The sequence below is a fragment of the Streptomyces bottropensis ATCC 25435 genome (genome assembly GCF_000383595.1).
GTDB classification, from domain to species: Bacteria; Actinomycetota; Actinomycetes; order Streptomycetales; family Streptomycetaceae; genus Streptomyces; species Streptomyces bottropensis.
Genome location: NZ_KB911581.1, coordinates 795,966 through 815,224 on the forward strand (window position 1 = coordinate 795,966; position 19,259 = coordinate 815,224).

Annotated in this window: 15 protein-coding genes; 10 read left to right on the forward strand and 5 right to left on the reverse strand. The window is 71.5% G+C overall.

Annotated elements, in window-relative coordinates; all coding sequences use genetic code 11:
* Positions 1-168: 168 nt before the first annotated feature.
* The gene (locus tag STRBO_RS0103535) at positions 169-1,104 is read right to left on the reverse strand and encodes an HAD family hydrolase (RefSeq protein ID WP_078531388.1); all 936 of its coding nucleotides are present in this window, start codon (positions 1,102-1,104) and stop codon (positions 169-171) included.
* 197 nt (positions 1,105-1,301) lie between these two features.
* On the opposite strand from STRBO_RS0103535, the gene STRBO_RS0103540 reads away from it, so the two are divergent.
* The 6 genes from STRBO_RS0103540 (at position 1,302) to hemB (ending at position 8,248) form a co-directional block, all read left to right on the forward strand.
* On the forward strand, positions 1,302-1,589 hold the full coding sequence (locus tag STRBO_RS0103540; RefSeq protein WP_020113795.1) for a glutaredoxin family protein: 288 nt from the start codon (positions 1,302-1,304) through the stop codon (positions 1,587-1,589).
* A 317-nt stretch (positions 1,590-1,906) separates the two neighbouring features.
* A complete protein-coding gene (locus tag STRBO_RS0103545; protein WP_005476543.1) occupies positions 1,907-2,662 on the forward strand; it encodes a redox-sensing transcriptional repressor Rex in 756 nt (251 codons plus the stop codon).
* A complete protein-coding gene (locus STRBO_RS0103550; RefSeq protein WP_005476542.1) occupies positions 2,659-4,422 on the forward strand; it encodes a glutamyl-tRNA reductase in 1,764 nt (587 codons plus the stop codon). Before STRBO_RS0103545 ends, STRBO_RS0103550 begins: the two co-directional genes overlap by 4 nt.
* Positions 4,419-5,387 (forward strand): hydroxymethylbilane synthase, encoded by a 969-nt coding sequence (hemC, locus tag STRBO_RS0103555; RefSeq protein WP_028796444.1) that lies wholly within the window; start codon positions 4,419-4,421, stop codon positions 5,385-5,387. Before STRBO_RS0103550 ends, hemC begins: the two co-directional genes overlap by 4 nt.
* Positions 5,384-7,135 (forward strand): bifunctional uroporphyrinogen-III C-methyltransferase/uroporphyrinogen-III synthase, encoded by a 1,752-nt coding sequence (locus tag STRBO_RS39875; protein WP_037626985.1) that lies wholly within the window; start codon positions 5,384-5,386, stop codon positions 7,133-7,135. Before hemC ends, STRBO_RS39875 begins: the two co-directional genes overlap by 4 nt.
* A gap of 120 nt (positions 7,136-7,255) precedes the next feature.
* Complete coding sequence (gene hemB / locus STRBO_RS0103565) at positions 7,256-8,248, forward strand: porphobilinogen synthase (RefSeq protein ID WP_028796445.1); 993 nt, start codon at positions 7,256-7,258, stop codon at positions 8,246-8,248.
* A gap of 44 nt (positions 8,249-8,292) precedes the next feature.
* On the opposite strand, the gene STRBO_RS0103570 is transcribed toward hemB, so the two are convergent.
* On the reverse strand, positions 8,293-9,081 hold the full coding sequence (locus tag STRBO_RS0103570) for a DUF4232 domain-containing protein (protein WP_020113798.1): 789 nt from the start codon (positions 9,079-9,081) through the stop codon (positions 8,293-8,295).
* Between the two features lie 277 nt (positions 9,082-9,358).
* On the opposite strand from STRBO_RS0103570, the gene STRBO_RS0103575 reads away from it, so the two are divergent.
* Entirely contained in the window at positions 9,359-10,819 is a 1,461-nt protein-coding gene (locus tag STRBO_RS0103575) for a helix-turn-helix domain-containing protein (protein WP_005476527.1), read from the forward strand.
* A gap of 22 nt (positions 10,820-10,841) precedes the next feature.
* Here the strand turns inward: STRBO_RS0103575 and STRBO_RS0103580 are convergent, their stop codons facing one another.
* Positions 10,842-11,774, reverse strand: a complete 933-nt coding sequence (locus STRBO_RS0103580) for a phosphotransferase family protein (protein WP_005476525.1) — start codon at positions 11,772-11,774, stop codon at positions 10,842-10,844.
* A 128-nt stretch (positions 11,775-11,902) separates the two neighbouring features.
* Here STRBO_RS0103580 and STRBO_RS0103585 point away from each other — a divergent pair, with 128 nt between their 5' ends.
* The gene (locus tag STRBO_RS0103585) at positions 11,903-13,183 is read left to right on the forward strand and encodes an aminotransferase-like domain-containing protein (RefSeq protein ID WP_005476520.1); all 1,281 of its coding nucleotides are present in this window, start codon (positions 11,903-11,905) and stop codon (positions 13,181-13,183) included.
* A 10-nt stretch (positions 13,184-13,193) separates the two neighbouring features.
* On the opposite strand, the gene STRBO_RS0103590 is transcribed toward STRBO_RS0103585, so the two are convergent.
* Positions 13,194-14,000 carry a DUF4253 domain-containing protein gene (locus tag STRBO_RS0103590; protein WP_005476519.1) on the reverse strand — a complete coding sequence of 269 codons (807 nt, stop codon included), beginning with the start codon at positions 13,998-14,000 and terminating at the stop codon, positions 13,194-13,196.
* A gap of 110 nt (positions 14,001-14,110) precedes the next feature.
* A complete protein-coding gene (gene argS, locus STRBO_RS0103595; protein WP_005476518.1) occupies positions 14,111-15,874 on the reverse strand; it encodes an arginine--tRNA ligase in 1,764 nt (587 codons plus the stop codon).
* A gap of 522 nt (positions 15,875-16,396) precedes the next feature.
* Between argS and lysS the strand changes: the two genes are divergently transcribed.
* The gene (lysS, locus tag STRBO_RS0103600) at positions 16,397-18,142 is read left to right on the forward strand and encodes a lysine--tRNA ligase (RefSeq protein WP_020113799.1); all 1,746 of its coding nucleotides are present in this window, start codon (positions 16,397-16,399) and stop codon (positions 18,140-18,142) included.
* Positions 18,143-18,545: 403 nt separating this feature from the next.
* Positions 18,546-19,244 carry a toll/interleukin-1 receptor domain-containing protein gene (locus tag STRBO_RS0103605; RefSeq protein WP_005476516.1) on the forward strand — a complete coding sequence of 233 codons (699 nt, stop codon included), beginning with the start codon at positions 18,546-18,548 and terminating at the stop codon, positions 19,242-19,244.
* Positions 19,245-19,259: the final 15 nt, after the last annotated feature.

Here is a 19,259-nt window from a genome sequence, read left to right on the forward strand (position 1 = left end):
TCCGTCTGGGTGTGGGGCGTGTTGTGGTCGGGTGCGGACGGCGTGACTGAGGGGGGCGGAGTGGGGGTAGGACCGCTCGAATGCGCTGGCCGCGGGCCCGACGCGCGAACGCCGGAGGGGCTGGTCTCCCAGCCCCTCCGGCGTTCGAAGAACGACAGACAGTTCAGTTCAGCGGCGACGGCGGTGCAGGGCGATCGCGGCCACCGTGCCGCCGGCCACCGCGCCCACGCCCGCCGCCGCGGGGAGGCCGACCTTGGCGGCCTTGCGGGCGGTGCGGTAGTCCCGCAGCCGCCAGTCCATGTCCCGGGCGTGCCTGCGGAGTTTGCTGTCGGGGTTGATGGCGTACGGGTGACCCACGAGCGACAGCATCGGGATGTCGTTGTGGGAGTCGCTGTACGCGGCGCAGCGCGAGAGGTCGAGGCTCTCCGCGGTGGCCAGGGCGCGTACCGCCTCGGCCTTGGCGGGACCGTGCAGCGGCTCGCCGACCAGCTTGCCGGTGTACACGCCGTCGACGGACTCGGCGACCGTGCCCAGGGCGCCGGTCAGGCCGAGGCGGCGGGCGATCACCTGGGCGATCTCCACCGGCGCGGCCGTGACGAGCCAGACCTTCTGGCCGGCGTCGAGGTGCGCCTGGGCCAGGGCGCGGGTGCCCGGCCAGATGCGCTCGGCCATGTACTCGTCGTAGATCTCCTCGCCGATGATCGTCAGTTCGGCGACGCGGTGGCCCTGAACGATGGAGAGCGCGGAGTTCTGGGCGTCCTGCATGTGCTCGGGGTCCTCGGATCCCGCCAGCCGGAACCACGCCTGCTGCCACGCGAATCGGGCGAGGTCGCGGGTCTCGAAGAACTTCCGCTTGTACAGGCCGCGGCCGAAGTGGAAGAGCGAGGCGCCCTGCATGACGGTGTTGTCGAGGTCGAAGAACGCGGCGGCCCTGTCGTCGCCGAGGACCGGGAACACCGGTTCCTGGACGGCGTCGGGTGCGGGGGAGATGTCCTCCAACTCCTGGGAGGACTTGCGCGCTGCCTCCGCAGAGGCCTCGCCTGCCAAAACGCTCCGCGCCGTGGCGGAGCGCCTACGGGGAGTGAGCCATCCGAGAGCGGCCATGGCGTGAGCATAGCCAGTCTGTTCGGTGGTTCCGGAGTCCCGAGGTTTGCGGGCTGTGAACTCTCCGCGACCGTGTCGTTAAAGAAGGGACGCGGACGGCGTGTCCCGGTACGGAACGGGGCGTGACGGGCGGGGAAAAGAGCAGGTCGTGCGCTGTGTGGTGAGGAGGGGGTGGGGACATCGGGTGGGGAGCGACAATGGCCGACATGAGTGCCATGTTCCGGCGGACGCCGAAGAATTCCGGTGAGCGTCTCGTCACACTGATCGGAAAACCCGGTTGTCATCTGTGCGACGACGCGGAGGCGGTGGTCGGGAAGGTCTGCGGTGAGCTGGGCGTTCCCTGGGAGAAGAAAGACATCACCGAGGATGCGGAACTGCACCGCCAGTACTGGGAGCAGATTCCGGTCGTGCTCGTGGACGGCGCTCAGCACACCTTCTGGCGGGTGAACGAGGAGCGCCTTCGCAAAGCCCTCGCACCAAGGTGACGATGATGTGACCTGACCGACCAGTCCAAGTGGTCCCATTAGTCGCTTAGGATCGATGGGCTGGTTGGTCTCGGGGGCGGGATTCGTGAGGAGAGTGTGCGGTTTTGCCCCTGTCGTGCAAGGCATTCGGTGAGGAACGACGCCGCGTGTGCGCCGGTTCCCCACGCGTGCGTCGCGTGTGCGTGACCCCGGTCACGTTGGCCGGGCAAATCGGACACCATCTTTGTGCACGCGTTCACAAAGACATAGCCTGCTGTCGACGGGGCGGTCTGGGGACGCATGACCGCCCGCAGCCCCGCTCTACCCGCAGGAGCACCGTGGCAACTGGCCGAACTCACCGACCGGCGACCCGTAGCCGAGGGATTCCCGAGGCCACCGTCGCCAGACTTCCGCTGTACCTCCGTGCCCTGACCGCGCTCTCCGAGCGTTCGGTACCCACCGTTTCATCCGAGGAACTCGCGGCCGCCGCCGGGGTCAACTCCGCGAAGCTGCGCAAGGACTTCTCGTACCTCGGTTCCTATGGGACGCGGGGTGTGGGGTACGACGTCGAGTATCTCGTCTACCAGATCTCGCGTGAGCTGGGGCTGACCCAGGACTGGCCGGTCGTGATCGTCGGTATCGGTAATCTCGGTGCCGCGCTGGCCAATTACGGTGGGTTCGCCTCCCGCGGCTTTCGGGTGGCCGCGTTGATAGACGCCGATCCGACGATGGCGGGAAAGCCGGTCGCGGGTATCGCGGTGCAGCACACGGACGAGCTGGAAAAGATCATCGACGACAACGGCGTGTCGATCGGCGTGATCGCCACGCCCGCCGGCGCCGCCCAGCAGGTGTGCGACCGGCTGGTCGCCGCCGGGATCACGTCGATCCTCAACTTCGCGCCCACCGTCCTCTCCGTGCCGGACGGCGTCGACGTCCGCAAGGTGGACCTCTCCATCGAGCTGCAGATCCTCGCGTTCCACGAGCAGCGCAAGGCCGGCGAGGAGGCGGCGGCCGAGGCCGCCGCCGTGGCGCAGGTTCCCCGGGAGTCCGGGAAAGGGCCCGACGGGGATGTCCCCGCCGTGATGCCGGCATGAGTCTCCTGGTCGTCGGACTGAGCCACCGCAGCGCTCCGGTGAGCGTGCTGGAGCGGGCGGCGCTGTCCCTGGACGCGCAGATCAAGTTGCTTCAGGACACGGTCGCCGCTGAGCCGGCCACCGAGGCCGCGCTCCTCGCCACCTGCAACCGCATCGAGCTGTACGCGGACGTGGACAAGTTCCACGCGGGCGTCGCCGAGCTGTCCACGCTGCTCGCGCGGCACAGCGGCGTCGGGCTCGACGAGATCACGCCGTATCTGTACGTGCACTACGAGGACCGAGCCGTCCACCATCTGTTCTCCGTGGCCTGCGGGCTCGACTCGATGGTCGTCGGCGAGGGACAGATCCTCGGGCAGATCAAGGACGCGCTGGCCCGCGCCCAGGAGCTGCACACCGCCGGACGGCTGCTGAACGACCTGTTCCAGCAGAGCCTCAGGGTCGGCAAGCGGGCGCACTCCGAGACCGGTATCGACCGGGCCGGACAGTCGCTGGTGACCTTCGGTCTGGAGCAGTTCACCGCGGGTGCGGACGTCGAGAGCTGGGCCCAGGGCAAGCGGGCCGTGGTGATCGGCGCGGGTTCCATGTCCTCGCTGGCCGCCGCGACCCTCGCGCGCGCCGGCGTGGGCGAGATCGTGATCGCCAACCGGACCCGTGACCGGGCCGAACGGCTCGCACAGATCCTCACCGAACAGGGCGAAACGGACGTGCTGGCCCGCGCGGTACCGATGGAATCGGTGCCGGCCGAGCTGACACGTGCCGACGTCGCGGTCTCCTGTACGGGCGCCACGGGCCTGGTCCTCACCGCCGAGATGGTCGCGGCGGCCGTCGAGGGCCGGGTGCCCGAGGGCGTTCCCGTCGGGCCGGAGAGCCGCCCCGACACCCGCACCGGCATACGTCCGGCCCTGGCTCCGACCTCCCTCGGCAGCGACGACGACTGCCCGCTCGACCTGCCCGCCGTCCAGGGCGGCGGCTTCTCCGTGCACGGGGAGGCCGCGGTCGCCGGGATGGACGCGGCGACCCTGGAACAACACGCGGCCTGGGTGGACAACGCGACCGTGGACCGGCGCGCGAGCCGCCGTACGCCGGAGCGCGAGGCCCCACGTACGCCCGCCGCCGACGCCGAGCTGATCGCCGCGCTCGTCGCGGCCGTCGCCGTCACCGGGCGGATCACCGAGCTGCGGCGCCCCGAGGCTGTCGTCGAGGTGCCCCGGCCCGCGCCCGTGCTGGCGCTGCTGGACCTGGCGATGCCCCGCGACATCGACGCGGCCGCGCACCGGCTGGCCGGCGTACGGCTGGTCGACATCGAGTCGCTCGCCGAGGTCTCCGCCGACGCGCCGATGGCCGCCGACGTCGACCTGGTGCGGAGGATCGTTTCGGACGAGGTGGCCGCCTTCGGCGCCGCTCAGCGGGCCGCGCACATCACACCGACCGTCGTGGCGCTGCGCGCCATGGCCGCCGATGTCGTCGCGAGCGAGATCGCCCGCCTGGAGGGCCGGCTGCCCGGCCTCGACGACAAGCACCGGGGCGAGATCACCCAGACCGTGCGGCGCGTGGTGGACAAGCTGCTGCACGCGCCGACCGTACGGGTCAAGCAGCTCGCGGCCGAACCCGGCGGCGCCGGGTACGCGGACGCGCTGCGGACCCTGTTCGACCTGGACCAGGAGACGGTCACCGCCGTGTCCCGGGCCGAGGACAGCGACCAGCGCAGAGCCGACGACAGATTCGTCGGAGCGAACGCCGAGAACCGAGGGCGATCATGAGTGAGCCGCACAACAGGGCCCTGAGGCTCGGGACCAGGCGAAGCAAACTCGCCATGGCCCAGTCCGGGCAGGTGGCGGACGCGGTCCGCCGGCTGACCGGGCGGCCCGTCGACCTCGTGGAGATCACGACGTACGGCGACGTCTCCCGCGAGCAGCTGGCGCAGATCGGAGGCACGGGCGTCTTCGTCACCGCGCTGCGCGAGGCGCTGCTGCGCGGCGAGGTCGACTTCGCCGTGCACTCCCTCAAGGACCTGCCGACCACGTACCCGGACGAGCTGGCCCTGGCCGCCGTGCCGGTGCGCGCGGACGCGCGGGACGTCCTGGTGGCCCGGGACGGACTGACCTTCGAGCGGCTGCCCGAGGGCGCCCGGGTCGGTACCGGCTCCTCGCGCCGGATGGCCCAGCTGAACGCGTACGCGCGCAGCCACGGGCTCACGATCGAGACGGTGCCCATCCGCGGGAACGTCGACACGCGGATCGGATACGTACGGCAGGGCGAGCTGGACGCCGTCGTCCTGGCCGCCGCCGGACTGACCCGGATCGGACGGATCGACGAAGCGACCGACTTCCTCCCGGTCGACACTGTTTTGCCCGCCCCCGGCCAGGGGGCACTGGCGATCGAATGCGCCGCAGCCGATGCGGAGCTGATCGCCGCGCTCGCCGGACTCGACGACCCGGACACCCGGGCCGCCGTGACCGCCGAGCGGTCCCTGCTCGCCGCCCTGGAGGCCGGTTGCAGCGCACCTGTGGGTGCGTTCGCCGACCTTCTGGCCGACGGGCAGACTGTCAAGGAGATGCGCCTGCGCGGCGTCGTCGGCACGACCGACGGCTCGACGCTGGTGCAGCTGTCCACCACCGGTCCCGTGCCCGAGACGTACGACCAAGCAATGGCGCTCGGCCGTGAACTCGCCGCCGAGATGCTCGCTAAGGGCGCGGCCGGTCTGATGGGGGAGCGAGCACATTGAGCCCCACCACCCTTCCCGCCGGTCCGGACCACGGTCACGTCACCTTCCTCGGTGCCGGACCCGGGGATCCGGGACTGCTGACACTGCGCGCCGTCGAGGCCCTGGCGAACGCGGACGTTCTCATCGCCGAGCACGATGTGCTCGACGTGGTGCGTACGCACGCCCGCGCCGGCGTCGCCCTACTGGACACCGACTCGAGCCCGCCGTCGGCTCTTGCTGCGGCGTCCTCTGCCTCTTCCGCGGCTACTTCAGCGGATACGTTCTCGGGCACAGGCACGCCTCAGCTGACGGTTGTTGACGGCACGTCAACAACCGTTGGTGCACCCGCTGTGCGGGATGCGGCACATCTTGTCATGGAGGCCGCACGGGGCGGCAGGCGGGTCGTGCGTGCGGTGTCCGGGGACCCCGGACTCGACACGTACGCCACCGAGGAGATGCTGGCGTGCGCCGCCGCCGGTGTGCCGTTCGAGGTGGTGCCCGGCGTGGCCGCCGCCGTCGGCGTGCCCGCGTACGCCGGTGTGCCGCTGCGGGACGCGCAGGGCGCGGACGTGCGGTTCGTCGACGCGCGCACGGCCTCCGACCGGTGCTGGGCCGAGGTCGGGGCGTCGGACGGGACCGTGGTCGTCTCGGCGACGCTGGAGACCGTGGCCGCGGCCGCCGGTGAGCTGGTCGCGGCGGGCCGTAAGCCCGATACGCCGATGACCGTGACGGTCGCCGGTACGACGACCCGGCAGCGCACCTGGACCGCGACCCTCGGCACGATCGCGCAGACGCTGAAGCAGGCCAAGGTGCTGCCCTCCCCCGAGGGCGGCAGGCCGGTGATAGTGGTGGTCGGCGAGCGTTCCTCGGCGGCCCAGCGCGACCAGCTGTCGTGGTTCGAGAACAAGCCGCTCTTCGGATGGCGGGTCCTCGTGCCGCGGACGAAGGAGCAGGCCGCCTCGCTCTCCGACCAACTGCGCTCGTACGGGGCCGTACCCCACGAGGTGCCGACGATCGCGGTCGAGCCGCCGCGGACGCCGCAGCAGATGGAGCGGGCCGTGAAGGGGCTCGTGACGGGGCGCTACGAGTGGATCGTCTTCACCTCGGTGAACGCGGTCAAGGCGGTGCGGGAGAAGTTCGAGGAGTACGGGCTCGACGCGCGTGCCTTCGCCGGGATCAAGGTCGCGGCGGTGGGTGAGCAGACCGCCAGGGCGCTGATCGCGTTCGGTGTGAAGCCGGATCTGGTGCCGAGCGGTGAGCAGTCCGCCGCCGGGCTGCTGGAGGACTGGCCGCCGTACGACCCGGTCTTCGACCCGATCGACCGGGTGTTCCTGCCGAGGGCCGACATCGCCACGGAGACGCTGGTCGCCGGGCTGATCGAGCTGGGCTGGGAGGTCGACGACGTCACCGCGTACCGGACCGTGCGGGCCTCGCCGCCGCCGGCCGAGACGCGGGAGGCGATCAAGGGCGGCGGCTTCGACGCCGTGCTGTTCACGTCCTCCTCCACCGTGCGCAACCTGGTGGGGATCGCCGGGAAGCCGCACAACGTGACGGTGATCGCCTGTATCGGGCCCGCCACGGCCAAGACGGCCGAGGAGCACGGGCTGCGGGTGGACGTGATGGCTCCCGAGCCGTCCGTTCACAAGCTGGCGGAGGCGCTGGCGGACTTCGGGCTGCGCCGGCGGGCCGCGGCGGTCGAGGCGGGGGATCCCGTGACCCGGCCGAGCGAGCGGCGGCCGGGCGCGCGGCGCCGGAGGACGACGACGTAAGGGCTGGGCCCTTCACCCCCTGAGTGCTCGCGCGCTCGGGGGGTTCGTCGTGTTCGCCGGACGGCATCCGCCGACGGGCCGTCGGCAAAGGGGGCGGTGGGGCGGGCGTAGCGTAGGTGTATGTCGAAGTACGGATCGTTTCCCGGTACGCGGCCCCGCCGGCTTCGTACGACGCCTGTGATGCGGCGGATGGTGGCCGAGACGCGGCTGCATCCCGCGGACTTCATCCTGCCCGCGTTCGTGCGGGAGGGTGTGAGCGCGCCGGTGCCGATCACGGCGATGCCGGGGGTCGTGCAGCACACGCGGGACAGTCTGAAGAAGGCCGCCGCGGAGGCCGTCGAGGCCGGGGTCTGCGGGATCATGCTGTTCGGGGTGCCGGAGGACGACAAGAAGGACGCACTCGGCACGCCGGGGACCGATCCCGACGGGATCCTCCAGGTCGCCATCCGTGACGTGCGGGCCGAGGTCGGGGACGAGCTGCTCGTCATGTCCGATCTCTGTCTCGACGAGACCACCGATCACGGGCACTGCGGGGTGCTGGACGCGCAGGGTCGCGTCGACAACGACGCGACCCTGGAACGGTACGCGGAGATGGCCCAGGTACAGGCCGACGCCGGCGCCCATGTGGTCGGGCCCAGCGGGATGATGGACGGTCAGATCGGGGTCGTCCGGGACGCGCTCGACCAGATCGGGCGCGAGGACGTCGCCGTCCTCGCCTACACCGCCAAGTACGCCTCCGCCTTCTACGGGCCCTTCCGGGAGGCCGTCGCCTCCTCGCTGAAGGGGGACCGCAAGACCTACCAGCAGGATCCGGCGAACACCCGGGAGTCGCTGCGGGAGCTGGCCCTCGATCTTCAGGAGGGCGCCGACATGGTGATGGTGAAGCCGGCCGGGCCCTACCTCGACATCCTCGCGCGGGTCGCGGACGCCGTGGACGTGCCGGTCGCCGCCTACCAGATCTCCGGGGAGTACTCGATGGTCGAGGCCGCCGCCGAGAAGGGGTGGATCGACCGGGACCGGGCGATCCTGGAGACGCTGACGGGGATCAAACGGGCGGGCGCGCGGAACATCCTCACGTACTGGGCCGTCGAGGCGGCTCGTATGGTGCGCTGAGGCGCCTCGACGGCCCGGTTCGTGCTTGGGTCCGCTGCCCCGGCTCAGTACATGAGGGCGTCGTCCATCGACGACTGCCAGTAGGTGACGGTCAGGGAGCTGTCGTAGTAGACGCCCTTGGCGGGCAGGGCGGGGGCGGCGACGGCGCCGCCGTTGCTGCCCGGCTTCTTGCCCTGGAAGCCGATGGTGGCCTTCTTGGCCGTGGTGCCGTTCTGGCCGCTGCCGTCGGCGGAGGCGAGCAGGACGCCCGCGTAGCCGGATTCGCCGGGGGCGAGGGTCACCACCGCCTGGGGCTGGGACTCCTCGAAGACGGCCGGGGCCCACTGGGCCTGGTCGAAGCGGACCGTCGGGTAGTAGTAGAGGTCGCAGTACTTCGTGCCGGTGTTCTTGACGGTGATCAGCAGGTGGTTGATCGGGCGGGGCACCGGCTTCGCGGTCACCGTGGTGTTGGAGCCGTTGCAGGTGACGCGGTTGGCGGGGTCCCACGGGTCGGACGCGGCGGACTTGCCGGTCTTGGCGGCGCCGGTGCCCGTCTTCGAGGAGGCCTGGTCGGTCGTCGTCGTGCCGCCGGTGGAGGAGCCCGAGCCGCCGGTGGAGGAGCCCGAGCCGCCGGTGGTGGAGCCGGTGCCGCCCGTGGTCGTCGTGGTGCCGCCGGTCGTGGAGCCCGAGCCGCCCGGGGAACCGGAGGTCTGCGAGGTCGACGTGGAGTCGCTCGCCCGGCCCTCGTCCCGGGGGCCCATGCCGTTGTCGCAGGCGGTGAGGGCGAGGGCGGCGATCGCGACGCCGGTCGCGGCGAGCAGACGGGCGGGGCGGGCCGTACGGAACGTGCGCATGATCAATTCCTTTTCGGACAAAGCCGGTTGACGCGGCTGAGAACAAGTGGTCGAAGCCGTGCCGCTCGACCGGGTTTCCGGGAGCGGCGTGCTTGGATGACCAGAGCTTGCGGGGTGAGGTGTCCCGGCCGCCACACTCGGCGGACGTTCAGGGACGCTGGAATGCCCAGAACGGCTTTGACCTGGAAGAACGTCAATCCCCTGGAACGCCGTACGGGACGCGGGGGGCGTATGGGGGACGGAGGACGCTGTGTCGGGGAGCGGTGCCGGGGACGGCATGGGGGCTGAATTCGCCGAGGCTCTGAGGGAGTTGAAGGAGCGCTCGGGGCTCAGCTACGGGGTGCTCGCCAAGCGGCTCCACATGAGTACGTCGACGCTTCACCGGTACTGCAACGGGGACGCCGTGCCCGCCGACTACGCGCCCGTGGAGCGGTTGGCCCGGCTGTGCAAGGCGACTCCCAAGGAGCTGGTCGAACTCCACCGGACGTGGGTGCTCGCGGACGCGACCCGGCGGCGCAAGGGGAACGACTCCGCCGGGGCCGGGGAGGCGGCGACCGCCGGCGCGGGGGTGGGGCGTGGTGGCGCCTCGGACGGGTCCGGTGGCGCTGCGGACGGCCCTGACGGCGCTCCGGACGAGCCGGGTGGCGCTTCGGACGGGTCCGATGGCACTTCGGAGGGGCCCGGTGGCGTGGCTGCCAGGCGCTCGGGGGAGGGCGCGGCGGGGGAGACGGTGATCGGGCACGACGTCTCCGGCGGCGCGCGGAACCGGTCGCGTGCCGGACGGCGTTCGCGGACGGTACTGGTGGCCGGGCTGGCGGTCGCCGCCGTGGTCGGTGCGGTCACGCTCGCCGTGGGTCTGCCGTCCGCCGGGGAGGAGGACGGGTCCGCGCGGCGGGCCGGGGACGTGTCCGTGGGGCAGAAGGAGTTCCGGGGTGAGGAGCGGGACGACCGGGGATCGCCCGTACCGTCCACCGCCTCGCCCGCCGTCTCCGCGAGCGAGCCGGGTGCCGGGAGGCAGAAGGGTGCCGGCCAGGAAAGCGGACCCCCCGCCGGTACGGACCCGACCCGTACCGGTGCGGCGGGCGGGGGCGGCGAGAACGCGCCCCTCCCCGCGCCGCTGTCGGTGAAGGTGGAGCCGTACACCTGGGAGTCCCCCTGCTCCCAGCGGTATCTGGCCGACCGCGCGCCGGCCGAGGTGGGGCCGCCACCGCTGGAGCAGGACGCGGCCGCCTGGGCGTCGTCGGAGGGGGCCGTGTCCTCGGGGCAGCAGTTTCTGACGCTCACCGTGCAGGGCTCCGGCGAGGAGACCGTGGTCGTACGGAGCCTGACGGTCCGCATGGTCGACAAGCGGTCGCCCCTCGCCTGGAACGACTACGCCATGGGCTACCCCGGAGTCGGCTGCGGTGCCGGTGTCCCGACCCGGTCCTTCACGATCGCCCTGGACGCCGCGCGCCCCGACGTGAAGCCCAAGGCGGGCAGCAGGAACTTCCCGTACTCCGTCAGCGAGTCCGACCCGGAGGTCTACTACATCACCGCCGACGCCTCGGCGTACTACGTCAGTTGGTACCTGGAGCTGAAGTGGAGCAGCGGCTCGCGCAGCGGCACGCTGACCCTGAACGACGACGGTGCGCCGTTCCGCACGAGCGGCAACAACGGGCGCCCGGCGTACGAGTATCCGCTGGGCGGGCCGAAGTGGGTCAAGGAGGGGACGACGCTGGGCGCGGGGACGGAGGGGTAGGGCCGTCCGGCGTCCGGCGTCCTCACCCGCCGGTGCCGAACCAGGTCTCCGCCAGGGACTCGAAGTTCTGGTGCGGCGGAGCCGGCAGGCCACGCAGGTACCAGTCCAGGTCGCTGTAGACGTGCAGCAGGGTGTACGCCATCAACTCGCGCGGGTCGAACGGCGGGTGGCCGTACGCCTCGTAGAAGAGTCTCAGCAGGGCGGGGTCGGCGCGGGTCAGCAGCAGGCCGACGCTGACGAAGTCGTAGGCGGGGTCGCCGACCATGGCCGGCTCGAAGTCGAAGAGGCCGGTGAGGCGCCAGCCGTCGTGCGGGTCGACGGTGAGGTGTTCGCGCATGTACTCGGTGTGCAGCAGCACCGGGCGGCGCCGGGCGTTCAGGGGCACGGAGCGCAGGAAGTCCGGGATCTGCTCCAGCCAGGGGCCCGAGAGCCCACCGCTCAGCTGCTGTTCGACCGCCGCCGCGCGCTGTGCGGCGATGAACCTGCCCCAGTCCGACGGCCCGGTGAGGGGGACGATCGGGGTGGCGTCCAGGGCGTGCAGGGCGGCGAGGCCCTCGGCGGCCTCGCCGACGACCCGTTCCTGGTCGGCCCGGGGGATCCGGGGCCAGGCCTCGCTGAGGTCCTCGCCGGGCAGCCGGGACATCAGCACATAGCGCCAGCCGTTCTTGTACTGGTCGGCCGAGTGCAACCGGGGCGTGGGGATGGGGAGTTTGCCCCACAGCATCGACAGCAGGCGGGCCTCGCGGACGGCTTCCGTCGCTTCGAAAGCCGGATAGAGCTTGAGGACGAGGGCGTCGCCGACGGCGTACACCGGCAGCGAGCCCTCGGGGAAACGCACGATTCGCGCGCCTGCGAGACCGAGCTGACCGCAGAGATCCTGGGCAGCAGGTCGCAGCAGCGCCTCGTCACCGACGACTTCTCGCAACTCGTCGTTCGTGTCCACGCTGGGCAGCATGCGCGCAGCCTAGGGGGTGCGGAGCACGGTCCGCATCGTGAAAATGGTGGATGTAGGGGGCATGCGCCTGTCTAGGGTGCGGGCAGGGGCGGGAGCGGGCCGTCCGCGAGGGGCGAAGGAGCCGTGGGATGGGTGCCGTGGATGCTGTGCGTGCCGCGTATGACGTGGGGTTTGTCGCGAGGACGGAGGGCGGGGACGCTGCGGAGGGCCCGGCCGCGGGCAGCGGCGGGGCGGCCGTGCCCCGCTTCGCCGGACGGGTCACGGCGGTCGGGGGTTCCCCCGTTCGGGACATCCTCGCCGTCACCTCGCGTCCCGAAGTCGTCAACTTCGCGGGTGGATTGCCCGCCCCCGAGCTGTTCGACGCCGAGGGGATAGCGGCCGCCTACCGTGATGTGCTCGCCGAGTCCGCGGGGCGCGCCCTGCAGTACGCGACGACCGAGGGCGAGTCGGTGCTCCGGACGGCGCTCGCGGCGCGGTACGGGGCGCGTGGACTGCCGACCGGCGCGGACGAGGTGCTCGTCACCACCGGGTCGCAACAGGCGCTGTCGCTGCTCGCCACCGCGCTGCTGGAGCCGGGCGACGTCGTCCTGGTCGAGGAGCCCTGCTATCTGGCGGCACTTCAGGCGTTCCGGTTCGCGGGGGCGCGGGTCGTCGCCGTGCCCGGCGACCGGCACGGGGTGGACCCGGCGGCGCTGGAGGACCTGGTGGCACGGCTGCGGCCCAAGCTCTTCTACACCGTGCCCACCTTCCAGAACCCGACCGGGCGCACCCTCCCCGCCGAGCGGCGGGCGGCCGTCGCCTCGGTCGCCGCCCGGCGCGGGCTGTGGATCGTCGAGGACGACCCGTACGGCGAACTCCGCTTCGAGGGCGGCCGGGTGCCGTGGATCGCCTCGTACCCGGGGGCCGAGGACCGCACGGCGCTGCTGGGCTCCTTCTCCAAGGTGATGGCCCCCGGGATGCGGCTGGGCTGGCTGCGCGCGCCGGCGGAGCTGCGCCGGGCGTGCGCGGTCGCCAAGCAGGCGGCCGACCTGCACACCCCGACCGTCAACCAGCTCGCCGCCGCCCGCTATCTCGCCGACCGTGACCTGGACGCCCATGTCGTCCGGGTCGCCGCCGCCTACCGTGAGCGCCGCGACGCCATGCTCGACGGCCTCGCCGCGGCGCTCCCCGAGGGCTCCACCTGGAACCGCCCCGAGGGCGGCATGTTCCTCTGGGCCCGCCTCCCCTCCTCCTACGACACCGGCGCCCTGCTGCCGCGCGTCGTCGAGCAGGACGTGGCGTACGTGCCCGGCGCGCCCTTCTACGCCGGTGAACCGGACCGGTCGACCCTGCGGCTCTGTTTCGTGACGCAGACGCCGGAGGAGATCCGGGAGGGGCTGCGGAGGCTGGAGGCGGGGCTGCGGGGGTGACGCCACCGCGTCAGTCCCACCAGAAGGACCACAGGGGAGCGCCGAGCAGGGTGCGGGCGTAGGAAGCGCGGGTGCCGTCGGTCGTGACCTGCCAGATGTTGTCGGGGCAGAAGGCGAAGTGCTCGGCGGCGATGGCCTCGGCCTCGGCCTCGGTGGTGGGCGGGGCGGCGACGGAGAGGACGAGCTGGTCGAAGGTGAGGGCGACCACCCGTATCCCGAAGCGGTCCTCCCAGGAGCGCAGGACCGCGCAGAGCCTCGCCACGTCGTTCTCGTGGTTGACCGGGCCGGTCCAGCCGATCGCCGCCGGGATGTCGGCGCTGCGGCGGGCGGGCACCAGGGCGAGGCGGGGGTCCTTCAGGCGGGAGGGGTCCTCGACGAGGGCGTCGGCGGTGGCGGCGGCGAGGGTGTCGGGGTCGGCCGGGAGCCGGACCGGGGCCGGGGCTTCGGTGAGGCCGGGCCAGTCGGGGTCCTCGGTGCCCGCGCACGCGTCCCAGAACTCGGCCAGGACCTCGTCGGCGTCGTGGTCGCCCGGGTAGGACGTCTCACCGGGCATCAGCTCCCACTCCTCCGGCCCGCCCTGGCTGCCGCCGACGTCCAGGAGCACCGGGAGGAGGCCGACCGTACGACGTGCGGGCAGGACCGCGGCCCAGGCACCGGGCATGGCCGGCTCGGCCGCACACCACAACAGCGGTTCGTGCCACGGGCCGTCGTCCGTCACGTCGATCAGCCGCCCCTGCGGAAGCGGAAGTTCAAGCCCGAGCACACGCCCGCTCGGGTCGGCCGCCAGCTGGGGCAGCGGGTTGGGAAGGGTCGCCATGCGAGCGACTGTAGGGGGAGCCACTGACAGCGGCCCGGCCGATCGCGCCGGAGCACGATCGGCCGGGCCGCAGCGGCGGTCCGCTCGCCGTGAGCGGTCACCGTGAGCGCTCAGAGCTTGTCGGGCGTCCTGATGCCCAGCAGGGCCATGCCCCGGTGCAGGGTGCGGGCCGTCAGGTCGACCAGGAACAGACGGTTCTCCACCTGGGCCGGGGTGTCGGCCTTGAGGACCGGGCACTGGTCGTAGAACGACGTCAGCAGGGTCGCCAGCTTGAAGAGGTACGCGGCCAGCTTGTGCGGCTCGTACGACTCCGCGACCTCGGCCACCGCCTCGCCGAACTGGTCCAGGTGCAGCCCCAACGCCCGCTCCGCCGGGGCCAGTTCCAGCTCCGGGTGGGCGGCGGGGCCGGCCTTGCCCGCCTTGCGGAGGATCGACTGGATACGGGCGTACGCGTACTGGAGGTAGACGGAGGTGTCGCCGTTCAGCGAGACCATCTGGTCCAGGTCGAACTTGTAGTCCCGTACGGCGGAGGTCGACAGGTCGGCGTACTTCACGGCCCCGATGCCGACGTACCGGCCGTTCTCGACGATCTCCTCCTCGGTCAGACCCACCTTCTCGGCCTTCTCCCGGACCACGGCCGTGGCACGGTCGATCGCCTCGTCGAGCAGGTCGACCAGCCGGATCGTCTCGCCCTCACGGGTCTTGAACGGCTTGCCGTCCTTGCCGAGGACCGTGCCGAAGGCGAGCTGGAACGCCTTGACGTCGTCGTCGTTCAGCCAGCCCGCCCTGCGCGCGGTCTCGAAGACCATCTTGAAGTGCAGGGACTGACGGGCGTCCACGACGTACAGCAGGGAGTTCGCCTTGAGGTGGAAGACGCGGTCCCTGATCGCGGAGAGGTCGGTCGCCGCGTAGCCGTAGCCGCCGTCGGACTTCTTGACGATCAGGGGGACCCGGTTGCCGTCCGGGCCCAAGATGTCGTCGAAGAAGACACAGAGAGCACCCTCCGAGCGCTCCGCGACGCCCGACTCCTCCAGGAGGCGGCAGGTCTCGTCCAGCATGTCGTTGTAACCCGACTCGCCGACGATGTCCGCGTCCCGGACCTCCATGTCCAGCTTCTCGAAGACGGAGAAGAAGTAGATCTTCGACTCGTCGACGAACTTCTGCCAGGTGGCGAGGGTGTGCGGGTCGCCCGCCTGGAGGTCGACGACCCTGCGGCGGGCCCGCGTCTTGAACTCCTCGTCGGAGTCGAACAGCTTCCGGGCGGCCTTGTAGAGGCGGTCGAGGTTCGACATCGCCTCCTCGCCGCTCACCTGGGTGTCCTTGTGGTCCAGCTCGTGCGGGTGCTCGTCCAGGTACTGGATCAGCATGCCGAACTGGGTGCCCCAGTCGCCGATGTGGTGCCTGCGGACCACGTTCTCGCCGGTGAACTCCAGGATCTGGACGACCGCGTCACCGATCACGGCGGAGCGGAGGTGGCCGACGTGCATCTCCTTGGCCACGTTCGGCTGGGCGTAGTCGATGACCGTGGTGCCCGGGTGCGCCGCGAGGGGGACGCCGAGGCGGGCGTCCGCGTAGCGCTCCGCGAGGTTCGCGGTGATGGCCCGGTCGGTGAGGGTGATGTTGAGGAAGCCGGGGCCGGAGACCTCGATCTCCCCGATCAGCTCGCCGGACTCCACCCGGGCGACGACCTGGGCGGCCAGCTCCCTCGGGTTCGCCTTCGCCTTCTTCGCGAGGGCGAGGATCCCGTTCGCCTGGTAGTCCGCCCGGTCGCTGCGTCGCAGCAGCGGGTCCGCGTCCGCGGTCGGCAGGGTGGCCGACAGGGCGGTCGCGAGGCGCTGGTGGACGGAGGCGGTGAGGGACGTGACCGAAGCCATCAGGGGGTGCCGTTCTCCTTGGGGTACGGGTGGATGCCGCCAGTATCCCACGGGGGTAAAGGGGGTTTTTCTTAGGCGCCTCGGGGGGTGGGGGCGGGGGTTGTGGGCGGGTGCGGGTCCGGTGGGGCTACTCGCGCAGTTCCCCGCGCCCCTGAAAGCCAGGCCCCTGCGGGCCTGAAAGACCGGGCTCCTGTGCCCCTGAAGGACCAGGCCCCTGGTGGCTTGAAGGACCGGGCTCCTGTGCCCCTGAAGGATCAGGCCCTTGCGGGCTGGAAAGGCCAGGCTTCTGTGGGTCTGGAAGGTCGGGCCTCTGCGGGCCTGAGAAGCGCGGGGCGTAGCCCCTGCTTTTCAGGGGCGCGGGGAACTGCGCGGGCAACCACGTCGCACCCGCACCCGCCCACGTACCCGTGCCCCCGAGTTATTGGGCGCCCGGTTCGACCCACGGAGTGAAAGGCTGGGAGGATGGGGCCGTCGGCCGGCGACCGTACCGGCGGCCATGGACAACCTTCAGAAAAAGAGGACGTGCCGATCGTGGCTCAGAGCACCGAGACCACCGACTGGGTCTCCCGTTTCGCGGATGAGGTCATCGAGGAGTCGGAGCGTCGGGCCCCCGGCAAACCGGTCGTCGTCGCGTCCGGGCTCTCCCCCTCCGGCCCGATCCACCTCGGCAACCTCCGCGAGGTCATGACCCCGCACCTGGTCGCCGACGAGATCCGCCGCCGGGGCCACGAGGTCCGGCACCTGATCTCCTGGGACGACTACGACCGCTTCCGCAAGGTCCCGAACGGCATCGACGGCGTCGACGGCTCCTGGGCCGAGCACATCGGCAAGCCGCTCACCTCCGTGCCGGCCCCGCCCGGCTCCGCCCACTCCGACTGGGCCGAGCACTTCAAGGCCGCGATGACCGCCGCCCTCGCCGAGATGGGCGTCGAGTTCGACGGGATCAGCCAGACCGAGCAGTACACCTCCGGCGTGTACCGCGAGCAGATCCTGCACGCCATGAAGCACCGCGGGGACATCGACGCGATCCTCGACCAGTACCGCACCAAGAAGGCCCCGGCGAAGAAGCAGCAGTCGCAGAAGCCGGTGGACGAGGCGGAGCTGGAGGCCGCCGAGGGCTCCGGCGCCGCCGGTGAGGACGACGGCAGCGCCGGCAGCGCCGGGTACTTCCCGTACAAGCCGTACTGCGGGAGCTGCGGCAAGGACCTCACCACCGTCACCGCCTACGACGACGACACCACCGAGCTGACCTACACCTGCACCGCCTGCGGCTTCTCCGAGACCGTCGCGCTGAACGAGTTCAACCGCGGCAAGCTCGTCTGGAAGGTCGACTGGCCGATGCGGTGGGCGTACGAGGGCGTCGTCTTCGAGCCGAGCGGGGTCGACCACTCCTCGCCCGGGTCCAGCTTCCAGGTCGGCGGCCAGATCGTCGGGATCTTCGGCGGCAAGCAGCCGATCGGCCCGATGTACGCCTTCGTCGGCATCTCCGGCATGGCCAAGATGTCGTCGTCGAAGGGTGGCGTGCCGACCCCCGCCGACGCGCTGAAGATCATGGAGCCGCAGCTGCTGCGCTGGCTCTACGCCCGCCGCCGGCCCAACCAGTCCTTCAAGATCGCCTTCGACCAGGAGATCCAGCGGCTCTACGACGAGTGGGACAAGCTCGACGCCAAGGTCGCGGACGGCTCCGCCCTGCCCGGCGACGTGGCCGCCCACGCGCGCGCGGTGGGGACCGCCGCCGGTGAGCTGCCTCGCACGCCCCGCCCGATGCCGTACCGGACCCTCGCGTCCGTCGCCGACATCACCGCGGGCGCCGAGGACCAGACCCTGCGCATCCTCAGCGAACTCGACCCCACCGACCCGCTGTCCAGCCTCGACGAGGTACGGCCGCGGCTGGACCGGGCCGAGGCGTGGATCAACACGCAGGTTCCCGCCGACCAGCGGACCATCGTGCGCGAGGAGGCCGACGGCGAGCTGCTGAAGTCGCTCGACGAGCCGTCCCGGCAGTCGCTGCGGCTGCTCCTCGACGGGCTCGCCGAGCACTGGTCCCTGGACGGGCTCACGCATCTCGTCTACGGCGTGCCCAAGGTGCAGGCCGGGTTCGCGGCGGACGCCACGCCCAAGGAACTGCCGGCGGAGATCAAGACGGCCCAGCGGTCGTTCTTCGCGCTGCTGTACCACCTGCTCGTGGGCCGGGACACGGGTCCGCGACTGCCCACACTGCTGCTGGCGGTGGGGCAGGAGCGGGTGCGGGCCCTGCTCGGGGAGTAAGGCCGCGTCCTGGCCCACAGCGGTGCGCAATGTGCGCGGCAGTACGCGGCAGTGTTCCGTGACGCCGTAGCGCGCAGCCGTACGCGGTGACGCCGTGGTGCGTCCGTCGCGCCACGGCTTGCTGCGAGAAGGGGGCGCCCGGTGATCACCACCGGGCGCCCCCTTCGTCATGTCCCGCTCGGCACCCGCCCGTTGTCGCGGGAGTCGGACGGTCGTCGTCGCGGGAGTCGGACGGTCGTTCTACGGAAACAGTCCCGATCATCACGCATCACCCGTACGCTACGAATCGGCGGTCACTTCCGGGTCGTGCCGTCATGTCTCCTCGCAGCAACTCCGCCTCACGGGTCGGTCACTCCCGGGCAGGTCGGTTCGGGTGCCGTCTCGCAGACGTCAACGGGAAGCCATGTCTGTCACGCCAGATCCCCTGTGCCGCGTCGTCATCACCTACTCCCGTGCGGAACAGCACCACCGGAAGACCTTCCGCAGGCATGTGGCGGACCTCGAACGGAGCGGCGTCGAGTTCTTCGACGACCAGGACATCCCGCCGGGCGCCCCGTGGGAGACCACCCTCTTCGGCAAACTGGAGTCCGCCGACATCATCGTGCTGCTCCTGTCGTCGAACTACGTCTCGTCCGACTTCTGCATGGAGCAGGAGGTGCCGCGGGCGCTGCGGCGGTGGAAGGCCGGGGAATGCCAGGTCTTCCCGGTGAACGTCGCGCCTTTCGACCTGACCGAGCGCTCCCCCCTGCGGCAGCTCCAGTGGATCCCCAGCGGCAGATCCGTCACGGAACAGGGCGCCGCCGCGGCGAGGGAGTGGCGACGGGTGGCTCAGGAGCTGCGGAAAGTGGTCGAGGGGCTGGGTGCTGCCACCGGCGGAGCGGCGTCCGCGGCGGGCCCGGCCGTCGCCCCGGCCTCCGCGGCGAACCCGGCGTCGTACGCGCCCGGAGCCGGAGGGACGGCGCCCGGACACAGGCCGCCCACCGTGACGAACAGCGTCGAGGGAGGCATCGTGTCCGGCACCGTCGTGCAGGCGGGTGAGATCGCGGGGAACGTGATCATCGGTTCCCCGCAGCATCCCCCGGCCGACGGGCCCGGCAGTTGACCTCGTCCTCACCCG

Coding starts and splice junctions, on each gene's coding strand:
- STRBO_RS0103535 (WP_078531388.1), bottom strand. CDS start 1,104: ATGGCCGCTCTCGGATGGCTCACTCCCCGTAGGCGCTCCGCCACGGCG.
- STRBO_RS0103540 (WP_020113795.1), top strand. CDS start 1,302: ATGGCCGACATGAGTGCCATGTTCCGGCGGACGCCGAAGAATTCCGGT.
- STRBO_RS0103550 (WP_005476542.1), top strand. CDS start 2,659: ATGAGTCTCCTGGTCGTCGGACTGAGCCACCGCAGCGCTCCGGTGAGC.
- hemC (WP_028796444.1), top strand. CDS start 4,419: ATGAGTGAGCCGCACAACAGGGCCCTGAGGCTCGGGACCAGGCGAAGC.
- hemB (WP_028796445.1), top strand. CDS start 7,256: ATGTCGAAGTACGGATCGTTTCCCGGTACGCGGCCCCGCCGGCTTCGT.
- STRBO_RS0103570 (WP_020113798.1), bottom strand. CDS start 9,081: ATGCGCACGTTCCGTACGGCCCGCCCCGCCCGTCTGCTCGCCGCGACC.
- STRBO_RS0103575 (WP_005476527.1), top strand. CDS start 9,359: ATGGGGGCTGAATTCGCCGAGGCTCTGAGGGAGTTGAAGGAGCGCTCG.
- STRBO_RS0103580 (WP_005476525.1), bottom strand. CDS start 11,774: ATGCTGCCCAGCGTGGACACGAACGACGAGTTGCGAGAAGTCGTCGGT.
- STRBO_RS0103585 (WP_005476520.1), top strand. CDS start 11,903: ATGGGTGCCGTGGATGCTGTGCGTGCCGCGTATGACGTGGGGTTTGTC.
- STRBO_RS0103590 (WP_005476519.1), bottom strand. CDS start 14,000: ATGGCGACCCTTCCCAACCCGCTGCCCCAGCTGGCGGCCGACCCGAGC.
- argS (WP_005476518.1), bottom strand. CDS start 15,874: ATGGCTTCGGTCACGTCCCTCACCGCCTCCGTCCACCAGCGCCTCGCG.
- STRBO_RS0103605 (WP_005476516.1), top strand. CDS start 18,546: ATGTCTGTCACGCCAGATCCCCTGTGCCGCGTCGTCATCACCTACTCC.